Below are 16,158 nucleotides of genomic sequence, written 5' to 3' on the forward strand. Positions count from 1 at the left end.
ATCCATATAAGGAGGTTCAACATGTCTAAGAAGGCGATTCAACATGGCAAATCTCTTACACTTCCAGCAGAGTATCACACTTTAGCCGAAATGATTCAGTATGTCGCAAATCAATATCCGCAGAAGGGCCTCACCTTCGTAGACGCTTCTGGAAATGAGGAATTTCTAAGTTATCCGGAACTTGTGAAGAATGCCCGGAAAAACTTAAGCATGCTGTACCGAAAAGGGATACGGCCAGGTGAAGTAATCATTTTGGAAATTGATCAGTCTAAAGATTTCTACTGTACATTCTGGGCATGTATATTGGGTGGCATTGTTGCGGCCCCGGTCAGTCAGCCTACCTCGTGGAAGCCGCTATCTGCCGGATTGCTTAAGCTGACGAGAATTTGGGAGGTGCTCCAAAAGCCAATCATTATTATGGAGGAGCACAATCGCAAGTATTATGAATCGCTTCAACAGAGTTCCTACTATGAGGGAATCCGCTTTTTCTCCACGCAGGAGCTGGAAACCGAAGGCGTAGGGGAGCCATATGATGCACAGCCGGATGAGCTAGCGTTCCTCCAATTTTCTTCGGGCAGTACAGGTATTCCGAAGGGAGTGAAGCTGAGCAGCCGCAACATTTTGATTAATGCGCTCGCCATGGCAGAACGATTCGAGACGAAAGAGTCGGATACCGTATTTACGTGGCTGCCACATACGCATGATATGGGTCTGTTCGTTCAGCATATTACTCCTATTGTGAGCGGAAGCAATATTGTCATTTTCTCACCGTATACGTTTGTCCGATCACCCTATCTGTTCTTGCGCAAAATGTCTGAGCATCGGGCAACCTGGTTCGGTTCAACGAACTTCGGATTTGATTGGATGATACAGAAGGTCGCGGACGAGAAGCTGACCACACTTGATTTGTCGTCTTTACGGTTTGCACTGAATGGAGCTGAGCCCATATCAATCCATGTGGTAAACAGCTTTGCTAAGAAATTCGAACCATGCGGGTATAAGCCTGAAATGATGCTGCCTGCCTACGGCATGGCAGAAGCGACAGTTGGCGTCAGCATTTGGCGAATGGATGAAGTTCCGAAGGTAGAATACATATCCCGATCTAAATTGATACATGCACAGCTTGCTGTTCCTGTTCAGGGAACCGATGAACGAGATCGCCTTCCGTTCGTTCATGAGGGCACTCCGTTTCCTGAGATCAGTATCCGAATTGCGGATGAACACGGGTGTACAGTGGACGAGTATGTTGTAGGAGAAATTCAGATTCAAGGTGGTTCCGTCACTTCCGGTTATTACAATCGTGACGACTTAACCGAGAGTTTGTTCGTTGACGGATGGCTGCATACCGGCGATTTAGGCTTCATAGCGGAAGGCTCGCTTGTGGTAAGCGGGAGAATGAAGGACATTATATTTATCCGCGGGCAAAATTACTTCGCTCATGATTTGGAGGAAGTGTTGTATGAGCAAGGTGCGATTCCGCGCGGCAACATCGCGTTCGTAGGTTTGTTTAACGGCGCTACACAGCAGGAAGAACTGCTTGCCTTCGTGAAGCACAAATCGGGTGTAGAGAAGCTGCTCGATCTTCGCCACCAAATCATCACTCATATGCGAGAATCTCTCGGCATTGAGGTTACTCATGTCATTCCGGTTCGCACGATTCCGAAGACAACGAGCGGCAAACTCCAACGCTTCGAGCTGCGCAAGAACTATGAAGCTGGGGAGTATGACGAGGCGCTTCAAGAAATTCATGCGGGGTTAGAACTGCGTCGTATTCAGGAGCGGGTTATTCACTCTCCTCAAAATGAACTTGAATCCTTCCTTCGCCGGAGCTGGGCAGAAGTACTGGGCATCCCGGAAACACGTATATCTACAGATGATTCTTTCCTGGCATTGGGCGGAAGCTCGATTCAACGTTTTCAGTTCTTAGACCGCATGGAGAAGCACTTTGGCAGAGAAATTGGATTTGAACTATTTGTCATCTGTAAGACCATTAAGCAAATGGCAGATTATTTGCAAACGATGCCTCAAGCACGTGAGATTCCTGCATCGGCATGGGATGCTGACAACAAATTAGACTTGCATAATGCTGTTGCCATTACTGGAATTGCGCTGCGTGTGCCGGGCGCAAGTACGCCTCAGCAATACTGGGAGAATCTATGCACGAAGAAAGACAGCATTGCCAAGGTAAGTGAGAAGCGCAGGCAATTGGCGGGAAAACCAGAGTGGGATGACTGGCTTGGTGAAATTGCGAATATCGACTATTTTGACAATGACTTTTTCGAGATTTCCGATGAGGAAGCTGCATTCATGGATCCGCAGCAGCGGCTGATGCTGGAGATTGCCTATGAGGCACTTGAAGATGCCGGTGCGCTGCCGGGGCTGGATGAGAAACGCAACATCGGCGTATATACCGGCATTAACATCAATACGTACTACCAGCTTGTTATGAATTATATGGACAAGCATGGCGTTGATCGTATCCATCCAAATACGATGGTGGGGAATATGCACAATATGGTATCGGCTCTGATTGCACATAAGCTCAACTTTACAGGGCCGGCGCTTGTAATCGATACGGCATGCTCATCCTTCCTAGTAGCGCTTCATCAAGCAGTTGCAGCGATTAGACAGAACAGCATATCAGGAGCGATTGTAGGTGCCGCTAATATATTGGCAACACCAATCGTCCATCAATTGTCGCGAAAGGCGGGAATTGTCTCCTCGACTCGTTGTACGAAGACGTTCGATATTGAAGCTGATGGATCCGTGTTAGGTGAAGGGGTAGTAGTTGTGTACTTGGAGCCTCTTACTCAAGCAGTTCAGAACAACAAGCAGATATATGGCATTATCCGCGGGAGCGCCGTCAATAACGATGGATATTCGCTTGGCATCATGGCGCCAAATCCGGGCGGGCAATATCAAGTTCTGTCCGAAGCGTACATTGATGCGAATCTGTCACCGGGTGAAGTTGGCTATGTGGAAGCACACGGTTCAGGCACGAGAATCGGCGATCCGATTGAAGTGAACGCGCTAACTAAGCTCTTTACTGAAGGAAAGAGACGAACTGATGGCAAGATCGGATTGGGCTCTGTCAAGACCAATATCGGACATTTGCTGCCTGCCGCAGGCGGGGCCGGACTTGTGAAAGTGCTGTTATCTCTCTATCACAAAAAGCTGGTTCCAAGTCTGCATATGGGCACACGCAATCCAGCTCTTGAAATGGAGAAATCACCGTTCTTCATTGTACAGGATGTTGAAGAATGGTCAGTTGATGAGAATAACACCCGTAAGGCAGGGATAAGCTCGTTCGGATTAGGGGGAACGAATGTGCATGTGGTGCTCGAAGAATGGAATGGGGCAGAGGCACCCTCCACTACGAGCGAAACTGCCAAGGCATTCGTGACATCCAAGACATCCGAAACATCCGAAACGTCCTCAGCATCTGAGGTGACTGCAGCATCCGCAGCAACCACAAGAACCGCAGTTCGTCCGCGTAAACATTTGCTCACCCTGTCAGCTAAATCTGAGCATGCGCTGGAGCGGGTTATTCGTCAGACACAGGAATTGCTGGAACTAGACCCTTCTATAAATATCAATCATCTATGCTTTACACGGAATCGTTATCGCAAGCATTACAGCTATCGAGCTGCCTGCATTCTTTCCAATTCTGATTCATTGAAGGCAGAGGTATTACCGACGGCAAATAGAGGTCGTTTCTTGAAAAACCGCGCCGCAAAAGTAGCGTTAGTTATCGGTGATATTGCGAGCCAATCGCTGGCTGATAATCTCTTAACTCGAGATGCTGCCTTTGAACAATTCACAATCGACCATTTGGATGTACTCGAATGTGGTGCGAGCCAATATGGGGTTTCTGAGCCGGAAATGAAGGAGCGCGTACAGTTATCGGTTTTCTTTTATTGGTACTCGCTTGTACAGCGAATTCTGCAAAGCGGAGTTTCAATAACCGAAGTAAGAGGACTTGGTTCTGGCCAGATCCTTGCTGATCTGCTGCAAGAACGAATGGATATCAAAACAGCCTTAGACACATTCATGAGCGAATCGAAGAGCATTCGTGAAGAAGGCGAGGATAAGAAGTGCAGTGCTCATGAAGATGCGGGTCTGCTGCAATCGAGAGCGGATGTCCTACTCGGCGTGTGCATGACTACGGAAGAAGCAGACAAGGTGCTGTCGCATAAGCAGAACAGCAAAGCTGAGCACATTCTGATCGAGTCGAGCGCCTCTGGTTCGCTTGAAGACACAGTGCTTCATACTGTTGGGCAGCTGTACGTATCAGGTGCTGATATAGACTGGTCGTCATTGCATCCCGACGGATCTGGCATGCTCGTTCCTTTGCCAGCATACCCGTTCGAGCAGACTTCCCATTGGATTCGTGAATAGTAGAGAGGAGAAGTGAAGATGAACAAGGAAGAAATCGTGGGCTTTATGAAAGCAGAAATTGCAACGATTCTTAATGAGGAACCAGAAGAGATTGATGAGGATATGAACTTCATGAAGATCGGCGTGTCCTCCGTTCAAGCTCTCAAAATTGTGAACCGACTCCGCAGAAAACTGGAAATCAATATTAATCCGGTGGCATTGTTTGAATTCAAGACAATTTCGGAATTCGCTGGGCATTTGAGTGAATGCGTAGAAGAAAAGGTGTCGCTATGAAGAACATTCAAGAAATGGAACCAACACAGGCGAATTCACAGGCAGCGATTGTGGAGGAGGCTCGTACATTTGTTGATAAAGAAGTGCGTCCACTTGTGCGAAAAATGGAAGATGAGGGTACAATGCCGCGTGAGCTGATTGACAAAATGGCGCAGAAAGGCTATCTGGCGGCATCTTTACCTGTCTCCTATGGCGGGCTTGGCCTCGATGCGATCCATTATGGCTTATTTACAGAAGCGTTCGGTAAGGCTTCTGTAGCAGCGCGCAGCTTGATAACCGTTCATACCTCGCTAGTGTCAGAGACATTGCTTCGCTTCGGGACGAAGGAGCAGAAAGAAACCTGGCTGCCGCGGCTGGCACGAGGAGAACAGATTGCATGCTTCGGATTAACCGAACCGGACGTTGGGTCAGATGCCAAGAATATTAAGACATCATGGCATGAGGAAGACGATTATTACGTGATTAATGGTGTGAAAAAGTGGATTACGTTTGGAGATATCGCGGATGTATTCTTTATTGTTGCAGCGAATCAGGGGAAGAGCTCTGTATTTCTCGTGGAGAGAGCTTATGAGGGTGTTGAAACAAGAGCAATTGAAGGACTAATGGCATCACGTTCAACCCATCTGGCTGAGATTCATCTGCGAGATGTTAAGGTGCCGAAGTCACATGTAATAGGGAGGCTTAACTTCGGCTTCGAATATGTGGTCTCGACGGCACTGGATAACGGCCGATACAGTATCGCGTGGGCTGGTGTTGGCATTGCGCAAGAAGGCGTGGATGCAATGGTGTCCTATTCCCGAACCCGCTCGCAGTTCGATCAGAAGCTGAGCAGCTTCCAACTAATTCGCGGGATGATCGCAGATGCGGTAACGAAGGTACACGCTGCAAGAGCGTTATGTTTGCGAGCAGGAGAAATGCGGCTTGCGAAGGAAGACGAGGCTACGATTGAAACGACAATTGCAAAGTATTTTGCATCCAAGGTAGCGGTGGAGGTCGCAAGCGATGCTCTGCAAGTACATGGGGCCAATGGCTTCAGTAATCAATATCCGGTGGAGAGGTTGTACCGGGAAGCGAAGGTGTTGGAGATTATCGAGGGATCCTCCCAGATGCAGCAAGAAATGATTTCGTATTACGGTCTACGGCATTATTTCAAGCGAGGTTACTCGATATGAAGCTTGCCGCAGCATTTCCTGGACAAGGCAGTCAATACAGCGGAATGTGCCGCTCATTGATGGAGGAGTTCCCGCTCGTGCAGGATGTATTTGACGAGGCGAGTGATGTATTGAACTTGGATTTACAAGACCTTCTGTTGAATGGAAGCTTAGAAGAACTGTCACTTTCCGAAATTGCTCAGCCCACAGTCGTGACCGCAAGTTATGCACTGTATCGAGTGTGGGTGAAACAGATCGGACTTGTACCATTCGGAGCTGTAGGGCATAGTCTTGGCGAGCTTTCGGCGCTCATTGCGGCAGGAGCATTGCCCTTCTCGGACGGTGTCCGTTTGGCCAGAGACAGGGGAAGACTGATGCATCGCGCGCTGCAAGAGAAGAAAGGGAGAGCGGGAATCGTTGTAGATATAGATGTAGACACGCTTACAGATATCATCGAGAGCGTTCGTTCACATGATTATGTCACAATTTCCGGTTACAATTCTCCCAGTCAGTTCATCATTGCGGGGCATCAGACAGCACTTCTGAAGGTAGAGGATGATGTGGTCGAGGCGGGGGGAGAATTTATTCCATTCCGCATGATGCCTATGAAGGCAGATGCGCCTTACCATAGTGCATTAATGGACTATTTGAAGCCTGAGTTCGAAGCTTGCTTGCAGCACGTGACATTCAGCCCTACCAAATTCGATGTATGGTCGACAGTGACAGGTAAAATTATCGAGCCCGCAGACAACTTAGCAGCGATTCTTGCCCATCAGTTGGTTACACCGGTGTATTGGAATCAAGTGCTCGAAGCGATGCATGAAGCAGGAGCTGACTTATTTGTGGATATTGGCCCGAATCAAATCACCCGTAATTTGATTCGGGAAAATACGAGGCTTCCTCAATCTTTATCATTTGATGATCAGGCGGATCGGGAACAACTGTCTCAACTCCTTATTCACGCTTGACCGGATATTGATATCGTATTGCAGCGATCCTATCTGATACAAAATGCCAAGAAGGAATCTACTGAATGATGGGTATTGGTAGCTTCGTTGGATAGTAGAGTCAATAAAGGAGGGATAGCGCAATTGATTACGCGACAGAACACAATGGAGCTTTACAACCGGAGAGTGAAAGAACTGCTGCCCGGAGGCGTGCATTATAATTTCCATCTTCCGTGGGAGGAAACCCCAATTCACTTCGTCAAAGCCGAAGGCAGTCGGGTATGGGATATGAACGGCAACGAGTATCTTGATCTATATGCTAGATTCGGTGCGCTGATCGTTGGCCATGGGAATCGAGAATACAATGAGAGCCTGAAGGAGACAATCGATCGGGTTCTCTCGGTTAGCCACTGTGATATGGATGCAGAAGCGCTTGAGTTGATTGCGAAGTATATCCCTTCGGCTGAGATGATCCGTTTTGGCTTGTCAGGTACGGAAATCGTACAGAATGCATTACGGGTAGCTAGGGCATGGACAGGCAAAAACCGCTTCGTCCGATTTGAAGGCCATTATCATGGCAATGCAGACAACATTATGGGTGGGAGAGCGCCGCGCAGCGGGGAGCCAATTCCATCCGATTTCAGAGGAGACCTCAAAGGAACAGCAGGCCGCGCAGCGAACTCGCTTGAGAGCCAATCCTACTTGCTGCCATGGAATGATGAAGCGGCACTAGAAGAACTGCTGCGGAAGAAAGGCCATGAAATTGCTGCTGTCATCACGGAGCCGGTATGCGTGAATGGGGGAAGCGTTATGCCCGCACCGGGTTATCTGAAGAAAATGCGGGCGTTATGTGATGAGTATGAGGTTGTACTTATTTTCGATGAGATAATAACCGGACTTCGTATGGGATTAGGCGGCGCTCAGGAGCAATTCGATGTACGTCCTGACCTGACAACACTTGGGAAGGCAATTGCGGGAGGCGGCGTACCTGTATCTGCACTAGTTGGCAAGAAGGAGATTATGCAGCTTCTGGTCGACAAAAAAGTAATTCATGCTGGAACTTTCAACGGGTACCCGCTTGGAACGGCGGCTGTCAAAACAACACTGGAAATATTGAGTCGCAATCAAGGGCTGGCAATGACGGAAATGAATGAAAAGATGTGTGAGATGCAGCAGATTATCCAGCAGGAAGCGGATGCCATAGGGCTTCCACTCGTCATTCAAGGTCCGCCAGCATGTTCAGCCTATCATTGCTGCTCTTCGGTACTGACAAGTCCTTCGGACTATGATTTTGAGATTATGTCGATGGACATTATTTTGAACCATAATCTTTCGAAGAATGGCATACTCGTGTCGACGATGTCGAGACTGTATCCGAACATATCCCTGACAGCAGAGGATGTAGAATGGTTCCGAACCAAGGTAGGCAAGGCTTTAGCGGAAACGAAGGAAACATACGAAGAAATCTACTAATCATTTGCTCTTCTTGTATCAGTCTAGCTCCGGCTAGCAGATTGTAAGCGCGGTATTAGTGAGCACATGAAGTGTCTGCATAGCATGATAGAGGAGGGATGGGAAGAGGTCGAACCAAACAGTTGCGATCGTGGGTGCAGGGGTCATGGGCTGTGCAACTGCACTGGATTTAGCAAGATACGGCTATGAGGTACTCTTAAAGGATATTTCATCCTATCAACGAATTATTGACGACTTGCTTGGATTCGTCTCGAATCGCTTATCCCATCTGTTCATGAATGAAGCGGCCTATCTCGTACAGGATGGAATAGCGACGGCGAAGCAAGTGAATCAAATTATGAAGCAAGGCTTCCATCATAAGATGGGGCCGCTGGAAAAGGCTGATTTAATTGGCTTGGATACGGTTGTTCATTCGCTAGAGGTTCTGTATGACAGCTATCAAGATCCCAATTATAGATGCTGCCCATTGTTGAAGAAGATGGTTGATGCAGGCCTGTGGGGACGCAAAAGTGGAAGAGGGTTCTATGACTATTCCGATGGAGGATACGTATGAGCGAAAAAAAAGAGTATAAATGCGTCGTGTGGGATTTGGACAATACACTATGGGATGGGGTGCTGGTGGAGTCATCCAGCGTCCAACTTAAGGAGGGCATTCGGGAGATTATCGAGACACTTGATAGCCGCGGAATTCTTCAATCGATTGCCAGCAAGAACGACTATGACTTGGCCATGTCCAAGCTGAAAGAGTTCGGATTGGATGATTACTTCCTGTATCCTGAAATTCATTGGAACGCCAAATCATATTCACTCGCAGAAATTCAGAAAAATATCAATATCGGTATGGACACGATCCTGTTTGTTGACGATCAACCCTTCGAATTGGAAGAAGTACAGAACGTCCATGAGAGTGTTCACTGCATCAATGCGGATCAATATCTCACCCTGTTATCACATCCATCACTGAATCCTCGTTTCATAACGGTTGATTCTGCACGAAGACGCAAATTGTATCAGGCTGATTATCAGCGGAAGCTGGCAGAAAGTGAATATCAAGGGCCCTCGGAGGCGTTTCTTGCAACGCTGTCTATGAAGTTTACGATCTATCCCGCACAGGAAGAGGATTTGCAGCGAGCTGAGGAACTGACGGTTCGGACGAATCAATTGAATGCTACGGGAAGAACGTTCAGCTATGAAGAATTGGACGAGTTGCGGCAATCTCCGCACCATCGGCTGTTAGTCTGCCAATTAGAAGACAAGTATGGAGATTACGGTAAGATTGGGCTTGCCTTAATCCATACCCAAGAAACTCATTGGAAGCTAGAGATGCTGCTCATGTCCTGTCGAGTCGTATCGCGAGGCGTAGGGACGGTGCTGCTCAGTTACATTTTACAAGAGGCTCGCAAACAGAACACCCCGCTGCTGGCCGATTTTCGCGAAACAGGACGCAACAGGATGATGTATGTCAGTTATCGCTTTGCAGGATTTCGTGAGAAATCATCGGATGGGCAGGGCAACTATGTGTTGGAACATGATTTAGACAATATTCAAGACTTCCCACCTTATATTGAAGTCCAATTGCCAAATGTTGAAGGAGGATACTATGAACTATCAAAATGAAATCAGAAACTTCATTCATCAAAATTTGTCCATTAGCGAAGACAACATTGAATTCTCGGATGACGACAATTTCTTCAAATTGGGTTTCGTCAACTCGCTGTTCGCGATGAAGCTTGTGAATTTTGTCGAGCAGAGGTTCGGAATCGAAGTCGAAAATGAGGATATGGATTTGAAAAATTTCAGCACGGTCAATAACCTACTGGCTTTGATCCATAAGAAAGTGAATGTGTAAGTAAGATCCAGCACCAGACCAATACGATAGGGAGGTTGAAAAGATGAGCAATCATAACAAATATCTGTATTTGTATTTGGCCATCTCGTTTGGCGCTTGTTGGGGGATTGGGCTTGCCTATATGCTGTTTGGGGACATTCTGGTTCCGATTACAGGACCTCTCACGCTTATGCATCCGCTGACCATCATTGCGCTTTACTCACCATCGTTCGCTGGATTGATTGCGTATTATGCAATGGGCGGTTCAAAGGCAGTGAAGGGCGTGTTCTCCAAACTGATTCCTAGAAAACAAGACTTGTTCTGGTTCCCTGTATTGTTAGTAGTCGTCATTTTGTTCGTAGCGACAATGCACTATGGCTCAAAGCTCTTCGGCATTCCTCTTCCGCAAATGACATACAGCATTTCTGACATGTTCCTAATTGGACTGTGGAATCTGATTGAGGAGACAGGGCTTATCGGTGGAATCTTTGGCTGGATTGGCTTTTTGCTTCCTTTTCTTCAAGGCAAATTCAAAAACAATGTTACCAGTTCGCTGCTCACTGGACTCATATTCGGACTTTGGGTGCTGCCAGGCTACGTGATCTCTTCCTATGAAACTAGCACCTCCTATTTTCTCTACGTTATTCAGCTCATGTTCTTCATATGGTTCCAAAGCTACGTGTTCAATGCAACAAGAGGCACTCTGCTGTTCTATCTCTTCACGTTCTGGCTGACAGCAACGGGAAGCCGACTTCAGTTCTATTACTTCAACGCGCAAGTACAGATTTTGCAAGTCAGCTTCTTCTTAATCGCTGCGATCATTATGCACTTCATCTATAACAAGCAGAAAGAAAAGAACAACTATGAATTGCAAATGTCTCCACAATTCATTCAAGCATAACGGTCTATTCATCGTTTCCAGATAATCAAGGATGCTCATTCGTCTTCCAACATGAAGGTATTTACAGCATGTTGACTTATGAGCATCTTTTGCTTTGAGCATGTGCTATTCATGCTCGACTCATGCTCGACGGTAATCTTGTTGGCGAATACCAACTGGGCAAATATAATAGAGACAAGGATGACATAAAAGCGCGGGAAGAGCATCTGGCTAGCTGGTTATTGAAGATGGGCTTCTAAATGTCATTCAATATATCGGTCAAAAGGTGATGAACATAACGAAAATCGCAGCATTTCACTTACCGGAACACATTTCGCCTGCGGAGTATGATGATTTTATGAGCAAGGTTGCACCGCAGCGAAGAGATCGAATTAGAAAATTTAAGTTTGTTGAAGATGCGTACCGCTCTCTGTTTGGAGAATCTTTGGTTAGAGCAGTGTTATGTAAGGATTACGGATATACAAATGCAGACATACATTTTGAACACAATGAGTACGGCAAGCCACGTGTCGCAGGAGACAGCGACTTTTCCTTCAACATTTCTCATTCAGGCTGCTGGGTGATGATGATATGGGGGCAAGGAGTGCTTGGCATTGATGTGGAGCAAATAAAGCCGATTGACTTGTCGATTGCGCGCCGTTTTTTCTCGATGGAAGAAACGGATGCTCTAATGCAAAAAGCCGACGCGGAGAAGTTAGACTACTTCTATACACTTTGGACATTGAAAGAAAGCTATATCAAGGCAGCCGGAAAGGGCTTATCTATTCCGCTGGATTCCTTCTCCATCGTTGACAATGGGGCAGGGACATTCGAATTGAAGCCGGATAAGGAATCGGTACGCTTCCATACGTTCGAGCTGGAACATGGTTATAAAGCGGCAGCCTGTACAGAAGGACATGAGCAGCATGAACGATCGCCATCTATCTCATATGTAACGATGAATGATTTGCAGCAGTGGATTCGATGAATAATTGGAAGATAGGAAGAGTTGAAAAGCCGTCCCCAAGTTCGAAGGAGAACGTGGAGTGACGGCTTTTTGTTATGGTTTATCGTTTATAGATTTGGCGATAGCGAGCAGGTGTAAGTTGTTCAAATTTCTTAAATGACTTAATGAAGTAGCTCGGTTCACTGAAGCCAAGCTCATTGCTAATTTCCGAAATAGACAGATCGGTAGTCTCCAAGATTTGTTTGGCCCACTCGATTTTGAGATGCGGTATGAACACCGAGAAGTTTTCTCCTGTTTCTTTCGTAAAAATACGACTGAAGTAGCTGGGACTGACATGGCAGAGTGCCGCCATATCCGTCAGCTTTACGTTCTCGCTCTTGTGTGTATAAATATAATCGAATGCAGGCTGAAGCATCGAGTTGGAGGCATGCATTTGCTGATTTTTCATCTTGCTAATTTGATTGTCGATCAGCGTGTTATCCAGTTCTGCCTTGAATGTCTGAATGCTGCGATAGCTATGGTCTGCTAAAAACTCGGATGCAGTCTTCTCACTATGAAGCGCCTGCCGATACATTTCAATGGTTGTATTTTTGGAAATGGCTTCCTCTACAATGTAATTGCATAGATGATAGAGCATTTCAGAAATGGTGACAACCTCATCATAGGACAGTTCCGGCAAGGAGCTGTATTCTGGTTCGAGATTCTTGAACTTTCGATTCGCATCCGCATTAGCGGGTCGGTTTACAATTTGTTCGAGCTCCATCGGATTGTCACGCAGCTTGACTTGTCCGGCCATTACTGCCCCCATATATTGATTATTCACGATAATCGGAATGGCAATATCGACAATGTTAAAGTGGCACAAATAGATATACGGCTTATTCAGCCGAACAGCCTCTAGACCGCCGCGTGCATCGCACTTCTGGCAGTATTGCGACAACGATTCATCTTGCCGTATGGCCTGGCAGAAGCTTTGGCAATGACTATGCGCTGTTACTGGGATGCCCTTATAGTCAGTCGTAATCACGGCCATCTTCGTCACTAAGGATAGCGAGTCTTGCAGCTGCTGCCATTTTTCCATATCGATGATGCTCTCTAAGCTAAAACGGGAACTCACGATGACTCATTCTCCTTTTGTTTGCATAGCTAAATTATAGCATATTTTTCTGGTTGAATGACAAGATAATACCATTCGGCGTACAAATGATAAGAAAATCCGATAAGATAGCGCTTTATTTCGCAATAATAGTTCAATGATCTGGTTCATTGACGGTTCTATAATAAACATATAAATAGCACAGAGGAGGCATTTAATCATGAGAAAAGCGTTTATCAGCCCAGCCAAATATGTACAAGGTGAAGATGAACTGTATAACTTGGGTTATTTCATTCGAACATTCGGAGATTCTGCTCTTCTGATCGCTCATCCAGATGATGTGCAGCGTGTAAAGCATAAGCTTGAACATACAATGAATAAATACAAAGTTACGTTAGTTGAGAGCGGTTTCACTGGAGAATGCTCTCGTCAAGAAGTAAAACGATTACAACAGCTTGCTATTGAGCATAATTGCTCATGTACAATTGGACTTGGCGGTGGCAAAGCGATTGATACAGCCAAATGTGTGGCAGAAGGGGAAGCGCTCATTATCGTTCCAACTATTGCAGCAACTGATGCGCCAACTAGCCATTCCGCGGTCATGTACACGCCTGAAGGGGAATTTGACGATTATGCTTATTTCAAGCAAAGTCCTAGTGTGGTCATGATTGATACGACTGTCATTGCGAATGCGCCAACGCGCTTCCTCGTAGCAGGCATGGGAGATGCGCTCTCCACTTACTTCGAAGCACGTGCAACAGCAAGCTCTTATTCGAATGTAAATGCAGGACTGCCTTGTGGTGCAATGGGAGGAGTAGCACCTGCCAAAGGTACGAAAGCAGCACTCGCACTTGCGAAGTTGTGCTACGAAACATTGCTTGAAGACGGTGCGAAGGCGAAGATGGCTTGCGATGCGAACTTGGTAACGTCTGCACTGGAGAACATTGTAGAAACGAATATTCTGTTGTCTGGATTAGGGTTCGAGAGCGGCGGATTGGCGGCAGCTCATGCCATCCACAATGGATTAACTTCACTTGAAGGCACTCACTTTTATATGCATGGCGAGAAGGTAGCCTTTACAACATTGGTGCAGCTTGTCCTTGAGAATGCAAGCGCAGCAGAAATGAACGAGGTATTGGAATTCTGCGTAAGCATTGGTCTTCCGGTATGCTTAGCTGATCTCGGTGTAACAAGTGTTACGAACGAGGAATTACAGGCAGTTGCACAGAAGGCGTGCATCCCTGAAGAATCTATCCACTCCATGCCGTTCCCAGTCACAGAAGAGATGGTCGTATCGGCGATTCGAGTGGCTGATATGATGGGTCAACAATTTAAAGGCCAGAAGGACGTGTAAGGAATGAAAAAAATATTGAATCAACCGGAAACATTGGTTCGGGAAATGTGTAACGGTATGGTGCTTGCACATCCGGAACTGGAGTTCATCAGCAAATACAAGATTGTCAAGAAAAAAATCGTGAATGAGAACAAGGTTACGTTGATCAGTGGCGGAGGAAGCGGTCATGAACCAGCTCACGCTGGATTTGTTGGACAAGGCATGCTCGATGTAGCCGTATGCGGTGATGTATTTGCATCCCCATCACAAATTCAAATTTATCAAGCGTTAAAGGCCTCTGCAAGCAAGAAGGGAACGCTGCTCATTATTAAGAACTACAGTGGCGACATTATGAACTTCAAAAATGCGTCGCATCTAGCCAAAGAAGACGGAATTCAGGTCGATTATGTCAAAGTGGACGACGATATAGCTGTAGAGGACAGTCTATACACGGTTGGCCGCAGAGGTGTTGCAGGGACAGTGCTCGTTCATAAAATTGCAGGTGCGGCCGCTGAAGAGGGCTTGGAGCTTGCAGAAGTGAAGGCGATTGCTCAGCACGCGATCGACAACACAAGAAGTATTGGATTCGCGCTTACCTCATGCACAGTTCCAGCAAAAGGAACACCAACGTTCCAGTTGAATGACGATGAGATCGAGTACGGCGTAGGAATTCATGGGGAGCCTGGCATTCGCCGAGAGAAGATCGCTTCTGCTAACGAACTGGCGAAGAAAATGGTTGCGGATTTGTTCCGTGACATGAAGATTACAGCAGGCTCTAAGCAGGAGTTAGCCGTGCTGATTAACGGATTTGGCGGTTCCCCGCTGCAAGAATTGTACTTGCTGGCGAACGCTGTAGTTCGGGAGATTCATGCGCAACAAATTACTCTTGTTAAAGTATTCGTAGGCAACTACATGACAAGTATCGATATGGCTGGTGCGTCGGTGTCGGTTATCCGCTTGGATGAACAGCTTAAGCATTACCTCGAAGCAAGCTGCAATACGCCAGCGCTGCAGGTGAGTGGTTCATTTGAACCAATCCATCCTGAGGAGATGTCCGAAGCAGGAACTGCGAGCCACGAGGTATCTTTTACAGTAGAGACGGACGAGGCCTTCTCGAAGGTCGAACATAATGTGTTCACGGTTAATAACCTGATCTATCTAACAGACAAGATGAGCGAAATCATTATTGAAAATGAAGTTCCATTCTGCGAGTTGGATTCACATGCAGGTGATGGCGACTTCGGTATGAGTGTGGCGAAGGGCTTCAAGCAATTGAAAAGAGAATGGCATGACATCATTGCACATCATTCAGATAACATGGGCAGCTTCCTCCATGCTTGCTCGTTAGTTATTATGGAGCATTGCGGCGGCGCTTCTGGCCCAATCTGGGGTTCAGCATTCCGTGCAGCCAGCAAGTTCGCGGGCGAACGCGTAGAATTGACCGTTTCTGAATTTGCACAAATGATGCAAGCAGTTGTTAAAGGCATTCAAGACACGGGCGAGCGCTCATTTGGAAGAGGAGCTGTAGTTGGGGATAAGACACTTGTCGATGCGTTGGCTCCATTTGCAGATGCGTGGGTACAGAGTGCGTCTGAGGGCGATGATGTGAAGACTGCTTCTGTGAAAGCGGCAGAGGCTGCTGTTCAAGGTGCAAAGTATACAGAGACAATTGTAGCTCGTATGGGAAGAGCGGGGGCGGTTGGCGAACGGAGTCTTGGCTATCCTGATGCTGGTGCCTATGCGCTTGGTGTGATTTTCACAGCGTTGTCCCAAGTGATCAAGTAAGAAGCGAGCGAATTAGGAATAGAACAA

The 16,158-nt window shown here is 46.8% G+C and carries 13 protein-coding genes; 12 read left to right on the forward strand and 1 reads right to left on the reverse strand.

Going from position 1 to position 16,158, the window contains the following annotated elements; translation table 11 throughout:
• The first annotated feature begins 21 nt into the window (after positions 1-21).
• The 10 genes from PBN151_RS16625 to PBN151_RS16670 all read left to right on the forward strand — a co-directional run bounded on the left by PBN151_RS16625 (position 22) and on the right by PBN151_RS16670 (position 11,938).
• The gene (locus tag PBN151_RS16625; protein WP_072729891.1) at positions 22-4,398 is read left to right on the forward strand and encodes a beta-ketoacyl synthase N-terminal-like domain-containing protein; all 4,377 of its coding nucleotides are present in this window, start codon (positions 22-24) and stop codon (positions 4,396-4,398) included.
• An 18-nt stretch (positions 4,399-4,416) separates the two neighbouring features.
• The gene (locus PBN151_RS16630) at positions 4,417-4,671 is read left to right on the forward strand and encodes an acyl carrier protein (RefSeq protein ID WP_028531520.1); all 255 of its coding nucleotides are present in this window, start codon (positions 4,417-4,419) and stop codon (positions 4,669-4,671) included.
• The gene (locus tag PBN151_RS16635) at positions 4,668-5,843 is read left to right on the forward strand and encodes an acyl-CoA dehydrogenase family protein (protein WP_227774750.1); all 1,176 of its coding nucleotides are present in this window, start codon (positions 4,668-4,670) and stop codon (positions 5,841-5,843) included. Before PBN151_RS16630 ends, PBN151_RS16635 begins: the two co-directional genes overlap by 4 nt.
• Positions 5,840-6,790 (forward strand): ACP S-malonyltransferase, encoded by a 951-nt coding sequence (locus tag PBN151_RS16640; RefSeq protein WP_072729892.1) that lies wholly within the window; start codon positions 5,840-5,842, stop codon positions 6,788-6,790. The genes PBN151_RS16635 and PBN151_RS16640 overlap by 4 nt, the downstream gene beginning before the upstream one ends.
• Positions 6,791-6,913: 123 nt before the next feature.
• Positions 6,914-8,242 (forward strand): aspartate aminotransferase family protein, encoded by a 1,329-nt coding sequence (locus tag PBN151_RS16645; protein ID WP_227774753.1) that lies wholly within the window; start codon positions 6,914-6,916, stop codon positions 8,240-8,242.
• 130 nt (positions 8,243-8,372) lie between these two features.
• Positions 8,373-8,795, forward strand: a complete 423-nt coding sequence (locus PBN151_RS16650) for a 3-hydroxyacyl-CoA dehydrogenase family protein (RefSeq protein ID WP_072729893.1) — start codon at positions 8,373-8,375, stop codon at positions 8,793-8,795.
• The gene (locus PBN151_RS16655; RefSeq protein WP_072729894.1) at positions 8,792-9,859 is read left to right on the forward strand and encodes an HAD-IIIC family phosphatase; all 1,068 of its coding nucleotides are present in this window, start codon (positions 8,792-8,794) and stop codon (positions 9,857-9,859) included. Before PBN151_RS16650 ends, PBN151_RS16655 begins: the two co-directional genes overlap by 4 nt.
• Positions 9,843-10,091, forward strand: a complete 249-nt coding sequence (locus tag PBN151_RS16660) for an acyl carrier protein (RefSeq protein ID WP_021255057.1) — start codon at positions 9,843-9,845, stop codon at positions 10,089-10,091. The genes PBN151_RS16655 and PBN151_RS16660 overlap by 17 nt, the downstream gene beginning before the upstream one ends.
• Positions 10,092-10,134: 43 nt before the next feature.
• Positions 10,135-10,971 (forward strand): hypothetical protein, encoded by an 837-nt coding sequence (locus PBN151_RS31985; protein WP_217492499.1) that lies wholly within the window; start codon positions 10,135-10,137, stop codon positions 10,969-10,971.
• A 268-nt stretch (positions 10,972-11,239) separates the two neighbouring features.
• Entirely contained in the window at positions 11,240-11,938 is a 699-nt protein-coding gene (locus PBN151_RS16670) for a 4'-phosphopantetheinyl transferase family protein (protein WP_072729895.1), read from the forward strand.
• 79 nt (positions 11,939-12,017) lie between these two features.
• On the opposite strand, the gene PBN151_RS16675 is transcribed toward PBN151_RS16670, so the two are convergent.
• The gene (locus PBN151_RS16675; protein ID WP_083545181.1) at positions 12,018-13,034 is read right to left on the reverse strand and encodes a PocR ligand-binding domain-containing protein; all 1,017 of its coding nucleotides are present in this window, start codon (positions 13,032-13,034) and stop codon (positions 12,018-12,020) included.
• A 199-nt stretch (positions 13,035-13,233) separates the two neighbouring features.
• On the opposite strand from PBN151_RS16675, the gene PBN151_RS16680 reads away from it, so the two are divergent.
• Together PBN151_RS16680 and dhaK are read left to right on the forward strand one after the other, a co-directional pair.
• Positions 13,234-14,367, forward strand: coding sequence for a glycerol dehydrogenase (locus tag PBN151_RS16680; RefSeq protein WP_072729896.1), 1,134 nt, complete (start codon positions 13,234-13,236; stop codon positions 14,365-14,367).
• Between the two features lie 3 nt (positions 14,368-14,370).
• Positions 14,371-16,131 carry a dihydroxyacetone kinase subunit DhaK gene (dhaK, locus tag PBN151_RS16685; protein WP_072729897.1) on the forward strand — a complete coding sequence of 587 codons (1,761 nt, stop codon included), beginning with the start codon at positions 14,371-14,373 and terminating at the stop codon, positions 16,129-16,131.
• The last annotated feature ends 27 nt before the right edge of the window (positions 16,132-16,158 follow it).

Source organism: Paenibacillus sp. NAIST15-1 (assembly GCF_001894745.1).
In the GTDB taxonomy this organism is placed as follows: Bacteria; Bacillota; Bacilli; order Paenibacillales; family Paenibacillaceae; genus Paenibacillus_B; species Paenibacillus_B suaedae.

Excerpts from the sequence above, each read along its gene's own strand:
- PBN151_RS16670 (WP_072729895.1), top strand. The coding sequence starts at position 11,240 with ATGAACATAACGAAAATCGCAGCATTTCACTTACCGGAACACATTTCG.
- dhaK (WP_072729897.1), top strand. The coding sequence starts at position 14,371 with ATGAAAAAAATATTGAATCAACCGGAAACATTGGTTCGGGAAATGTGT.
- PBN151_RS16660 (WP_021255057.1), top strand. The coding sequence starts at position 9,843 with ATGAACTATCAAAATGAAATCAGAAACTTCATTCATCAAAATTTGTCC.
- PBN151_RS16680 (WP_072729896.1), top strand. The coding sequence starts at position 13,234 with ATGAGAAAAGCGTTTATCAGCCCAGCCAAATATGTACAAGGTGAAGAT.
- PBN151_RS16630 (WP_028531520.1), top strand. The coding sequence starts at position 4,417 with ATGAACAAGGAAGAAATCGTGGGCTTTATGAAAGCAGAAATTGCAACG.
- PBN151_RS16655 (WP_072729894.1), top strand. The coding sequence starts at position 8,792 with ATGAGCGAAAAAAAAGAGTATAAATGCGTCGTGTGGGATTTGGACAAT.
- PBN151_RS16625 (WP_072729891.1), top strand. The coding sequence starts at position 22 with ATGTCTAAGAAGGCGATTCAACATGGCAAATCTCTTACACTTCCAGCA.
- PBN151_RS16635 (WP_227774750.1), top strand. The coding sequence starts at position 4,668 with ATGAAGAACATTCAAGAAATGGAACCAACACAGGCGAATTCACAGGCA.
- PBN151_RS16640 (WP_072729892.1), top strand. The coding sequence starts at position 5,840 with ATGAAGCTTGCCGCAGCATTTCCTGGACAAGGCAGTCAATACAGCGGA.
- PBN151_RS31985 (WP_217492499.1), top strand. The coding sequence starts at position 10,135 with ATGAGCAATCATAACAAATATCTGTATTTGTATTTGGCCATCTCGTTT.